The organism is Actinosynnema sp. NPDC059797, from assembly GCF_042732085.1.
Lineage (GTDB): Bacteria > Actinomycetota > Actinomycetes > Mycobacteriales > Pseudonocardiaceae > Actinosynnema.
The window spans coordinates 1-3,414 of sequence record NZ_JBHWIE010000562.1; the positions used below are offsets into that span (position 1 = coordinate 1).

Consider the following 3,414-nt stretch of genomic DNA (forward strand, 5'->3'; position numbering starts at 1 on the left):
CTGTGGTCGCTGATCGCGCGCAAGCAGCGGATCGGACGGGCTACCACCGACTCCGGCGAGAGCAGCACCAGGTCGGCTCCCGCGTGCAGGGCCTGCAACTGGAGCCCGACGAGTCCCATGTCGTGATGGTGCGGCAGCCAGCCGCCGATCCGCCGGACGGGGACGTCTCCGCTGATGTCCTGGAACAGCCCCAGGTTGTGGGTCAGGCCGCCGTGGGTGACCTCGACGCCACGCGGCCGGCTGGTCGACCCGGAGGTGTACTGGAGGTAGGCGACGGCGTCGGCGTCCACCTCCGGCGGCTCCCAGGAGCCGGGGGCGGCGGTGTCGTCGAAGGTCCGCGCGGACAGGTCGCCCAGCACGGCCACGTGCGCCCGGTCGGTGAGCACCACCCGCGCACCCGAGTCCTCGACCAGGCGGTCCACCCGGTCCACCCGCGAGGCCCCCGACAAGGGCAGGGGCGCGGGCACCGCCACGGCACGCGCGTAGAGGCAGCCGAGGAACGCGACGAGGAAGTCCAGCCCGGCGGGGTAGAGCAGCAGCACCGGTCTGCCCGCCAGCCCGCACCCGGTCAGCCAGGACGCCACGGCCCTGGCCCTCCGGTCGAGTTCGAGGTGGGTCAGTTCCTCCGCCGGGCGCCCGTCGGGGAGGTAGGTGACCTTCCGGTCGGGGCGCGGGCGGGCGCGGAAGCCGGTGACGAAGTCCGTCATCCGGGGAGCCCTTCGCGGACGTACCAGGAGATGAGGAGGTCGAGGACCCGAGGTGTGACCGGTGGCGGCTCGGCGTCCGGGTGGGACTCGAACTCGTACTCGTACCGGAAGTAGGGGGAGGTGAACTTGCAGCGCATGTTGACGATCGCCTCGAACCTGCCGAAGGGCTCGGCTTCGACGTCCGCGGCGGTGACCGCGACCAGTTCGACGGGCAGGTGGGCGGAGATCGCGGCGAACAGGTCGGCCACCGGCACCGCGACCGGGGGCACCAGGTGCCGCACCGGCCGGTCGAGCGGGCCGCCGGCCAGCGCCAGCAGCCGGTCCACGGTGCCGTCCACGGGGGTCAGGTGCAGGGCGGCCCCCGGGTGGCACGCGAAGCGGACGCGCTCGCCGGGGGTGCGCCTGGCGAACAGCGCGATGACCCTGAGGAAGTCGTAGAGGCCGAGGTCGGACAGCGCCCGACCGGTTCCGGAGTGGCCGACCATGACACCCAATCGGGCGACCAATACGTCACCCTTCTGCGCCAATGCGGTCCGCGAAAGTGCGACTTCGGCCAACCGCTTGGAGTGCTCGTAATCATTTCTGAACTCGGACGGGTGACCATATTCGGGCCATTGCTCAAGAGCTCTACCGTGAGTGGTCCCGTGTTGGTAAGCCGTGCTGACGTGGACATACCGGGAACCGGGTTTCGCATACCTGGCGAACGCGGCGGCGGTGTTGGCCGAGCCGACCACGTTGACGGCGTGCAACTCGGTTTCCCGACGGGGGAAGAACGTGATCAGGGCGGCGCTGTGCCAATAGGTGCAAGGTTCGGCGAACACCTCGGACAACGGCGCCCCCAGCTCCCGGTCAGCCAGCGAGAACGGCCTGACCTGCACTTTCCTCACCATGTCGGGGTCCAGGTGCAGCGTGGCCAGGGCGTCGGAGACCTTCCTCCTGACGACCTCCTCGCTCGCGCGCGCCAAAGCGACCACCGAGTCACCGCGCGCCAAGAGCGCGCCGATGAGGTGTGAGGCCACAAACCCGTTGGCCCCGTCTACCACGTGGTCAGCCATGCGGCAGCCTTCGCGTGGGCGCGTGGTGGGCAGTAGCGTTCACCTCGCCAGGATAATGCACTCTGGAGAAAGGGCCGCACCTCATGCTCAACGAACTGCTGAAGCGAAAACTGGCGCACCTCTTCGCCCTGCTCGACGTGGATGACGACGGCACCATCGACAGGATGGATTACACGGCTTCCGCCGACCGACTGGTCACCGCGTTCGGGTACGCGCCGGGCTCGTCCCAGAGCGAACTCGTCCGGGAGCGCTACAACAGGTTGTGGGAGGCGGTCACCCGCCCGATGGACACCGACGGGGACGACCGCGTCGACGTCGAGGAGTACTCCTCGGGCATGGACCGGTTCGTGACCGCGTCCGAGGAGGGCTACCGCACCCACATCGCACCGGTCGCCGACGCCTTCTACGACCTGATGGACGTCGACGGCGACGGCCGGATCACCAGGACCGAGTACGTGCGCATGGCGGCCAGCGCCTTCCGCCTGTCCGAGGAAGCGGGCAACGCCGCGTTCGACAAACTCGACCTGGACGGCAACGGCTCCCTCGACCGCGCCGAACTGCACGCCGCCAACGAGCAGTTCTTCCGCAGCACCGAGGAGGACGCCAAGGGAAACTGGATCTTCGGACCGATCGCGGCGTGACCCAGCCTGTCGGGTGTGGGCCACGACCAGCCACACCCGACAGGATCAGGCCATCAGCGCGCCGCAGCCCCACGGCCTGCTCAACCGCTCCCCTTCCCCGGTCGACCACGGGTCTCCGCCTCGCCACATCTTGTTCTCCGGTGGTGGTGCGGGGGGCGAGGCGGAGGCGGGCGCGAACGGATCAGCCGGGCCGGCCCCATCGAGGCGGACCCGGTGCACCCCCTTCTTGCTCCCCCCGCGCAACCGGTCCACCGCGACCACGCGGCATCCCGCCCCCAGCGCGTCACGCACGAGCCCTGGCAGGTCTTCGATGCCCGCGAATCGCCGCATCCGCAGAACCCACTGAAAAGGGCGCCGCAACACCCGGTGCGGCCCGCCGATCAACACCCCCTCGTCCTCGGGGGCCACCCGGTCCCCGTCCTCCGCGTGACCTGCGGCGCGGCTCAGCCGGCCACGATCGAGTCGACCAAGGGCTGGGCGAGGTGCTTGAACCACGGCATGGCCGGGTCGTTGTCGATGGTGTCGGCGTAGTGCAGCCGCAGCAGCTTCTGCCCCTTGGCGAACAGACCGGTGCACCGCCTCTCCCGCGTCCCGGACGCCGCCGGCCGCGCTCGTCCAGGTCCACCGCCGCGTCCGCCCCGCCACCGCCTGCCCCGCCGAGGCCGCAGCGCAGGGCGAGGGCTTGTCGGTAGTGGTCGATGGCCGGCCGGTGGTTGCCGGTGTTGTGCTCGACGTAGCCGAGGCTGTCGAGGGAGTTCGCCTCGCCGGTGTGGTTGCGGTGTTGCCGTTCCTGTTCGAGTCGGTCGCGTTCGGCCTGCGCCCACGCCCCGTCCACACCGGCCAGCGCATGCCGCAGCCGGGAGATGTAGCCGTGCAGCGTCGCCCGTGCCCGCGGCGCCGCCTCCGCGCCCCACACCCGCTCCACCAACCGGTCCACCGGCACCACCCGGCCCGCGTCGACGGCCAGCGCCGCCAGCACGCACCGCCGCCAGCACGCACCGCTGCCTGGGC

At 70.8% G+C, this 3,414-nt stretch carries 4 protein-coding genes; 1 reads left to right on the plus strand and 3 read right to left on the minus strand.

What is annotated here, in order from left to right; translation table 11 throughout:
* Together ACFV4N_RS41615 and ACFV4N_RS41620 are read right to left on the minus strand one after the other, a co-directional pair.
* The coding region (locus ACFV4N_RS41615; RefSeq protein ID WP_499678204.1) for an AMP-binding protein at nt 1-707 on the minus strand (707 nt) is incomplete at its 3' end.
* A complete protein-coding gene (locus ACFV4N_RS41620; RefSeq protein ID WP_499678205.1) occupies nt 704-1,762 on the minus strand; it encodes an SDR family oxidoreductase in 1,059 nt (352 codons plus the stop codon). The genes ACFV4N_RS41615 and ACFV4N_RS41620, both read right to left, overlap by 4 nt.
* Nucleotides 1,763-1,845: 83 nt before the next feature.
* Between ACFV4N_RS41620 and ACFV4N_RS41625 the strand changes: the two genes are divergently transcribed.
* The gene (locus ACFV4N_RS41625) at nt 1,846-2,403 is read left to right on the plus strand and encodes an EF-hand domain-containing protein (RefSeq protein ID WP_499678206.1); all 558 of its coding nucleotides are present in this window, start codon (nt 1,846-1,848) and stop codon (nt 2,401-2,403) included.
* A 283-nt stretch (nt 2,404-2,686) separates the two neighbouring features.
* Here the strand turns inward: ACFV4N_RS41625 and ACFV4N_RS41630 are convergent, their stop codons facing one another.
* Nucleotides 2,687-3,382: an AfsR/SARP family transcriptional regulator gene (locus ACFV4N_RS41630; RefSeq protein ID WP_499678207.1), complete on the minus strand. Its 696-nt coding sequence runs from the start codon at nt 3,380-3,382 to the stop codon at nt 2,687-2,689.
* Nucleotides 3,383-3,414: the final 32 nt, after the last annotated feature.